This window comes from Xenococcus sp. PCC 7305, assembly GCF_000332055.1.
Lineage (GTDB): Bacteria > Cyanobacteriota > Cyanobacteriia > Cyanobacteriales > Xenococcaceae > Xenococcus.
Map to the genome: position 1 here is coordinate 1 of NZ_ALVZ01000002.1, position 1,553 is coordinate 1,553.

2 protein-coding genes are annotated in these 1,553 nt (G+C 40.4%); both read right to left on the reverse strand.

Translation table 11 applies throughout. From position 1 onward, the window contains the following. Positions 1–1,254, reverse strand: a 1,254-nt coding sequence (locus XEN7305_RS00010; RefSeq protein WP_006507229.1) for a right-handed parallel beta-helix repeat-containing protein, incomplete at its 3' end; no start/stop codon positions are given. Positions 1,255–1,368: 114 nt separating this feature from the next. Next, a partial coding sequence (locus XEN7305_RS28790) for a hypothetical protein (protein ID WP_006507230.1) occupies positions 1,369–1,553 on the reverse strand: 185 nt, incomplete at its 5' end.

Sequence of the window (1,553 nt, forward strand, 5' to 3'; positions counted from 1 at the left end):
ACCAACACCACCACTAAGAGTATTCTCTCCGCCATCACCGAAGAGTCTATCATGACCCGCTTCCCCGAGTAGGACATCAATACCGCCTCGACCACGGAGGGTGTCATTACCATTGCCTCCTGCAATGCGGTCCATGCCTGCGGTGCCTTCTAGATAGTCATTGCCTGGGGTTCCTTCTATTATTTGGGATAAGCTAAGAGGATTGGCACTCGTGCCAAATAAATCTCCTGTTTCTGTGAAGGGATTATAGCTTCTAATACCTGTAACATCTCCAACGAAATTATAGCCATTGCTGCCAAAACCAGGGCCTGATATGTCAGGATACTGCTCACTACCTGCTGGACTGTTATCAAAGTTGCCAGCAATAATAGTATTAGTAAATAGGATGTCAGCGGGAACACCTGCCACTCCACCACCATTCCCATCCCCATCCCCGTCACTATCAGCAATATTATTAGTGATTTTACTATTGCTGATGCTGCCACTAAAATAATACGATCCTGCAATACCACCACCACTATCAGTTGTTGTATTTTCTGAAATCACACTATTATCTATTTCAAAATTGACCCTATTACCAACAAAACCACTGCCAGTATTATCCGTAATGGCGCTATCGGTCATTATCAAGACTGTCATTCCTGAAGCAATACCGCCATTTCCATTTCCTGAAATAGTACTCTGAGTAATCTCAGTTCCCGAATTTCCACTACCGATTCCCCAGCCTAGATTATCGGAGACAATGCTGTTTCGTATAGCTAGAGAACCATAGGAGTGGGAAATTCCTGTGCTGCTATTATTCGTAACACTACTATTAGTTACAGTTAAATCACTGCCGGAATTGATAGAATAACCACCATTAGAAATTCCTGTTCCTGTATTATTGGCAATGTTGCTGTTAGTCAATATCAGGTTTTCTCGATTACGAATTCCACCGCCTTCATCACTATTGCCTTGGGTAATTGTCAAACCATTAAAAGCCACGTCAATAGCAATATCTCCGTCTTCATCATCGATCAGAAAAACACGATCAGTATTATTTCCACTAACAGTCAGCAAATCTGCACCCAGACCATTAATAGTCAAATCATCGGTAATCTGTAATTCACCACTGGTTAAAGTGATTTGCTGTCCACTTAAGCTATTATCGAATTCAATTGTATCGGAACCGATTGCTGCATTAGCATCCGCGATCGCTTGTCTCAAAGATCCAACACCGCTGTCATTGTTGTTATTAACTATAAAAGTCGTCATGATTTTCTCCTTTTTAGATAATCACTGAAAAACAATATTTGCTATTCGTTTGTTTGAAAATGAAGAGTTCAAACTATTATTTGATTTCAACTTGAAACTAAGAACCTCGTCAACTTAGAAATCAGCAAGAGTATCATCAACAATGAATAATTCACTGCCCAACAACTCATTACTAACAAAACTAATAATTGCCGAGTCATCGAGAGGAATTAGATCAACATAGTTGATATTAAAACCAGAACTACCCATATCAAGACGCAGTTCGTGACTACCAGCACTCAAGTTAAGATTTCCACCAC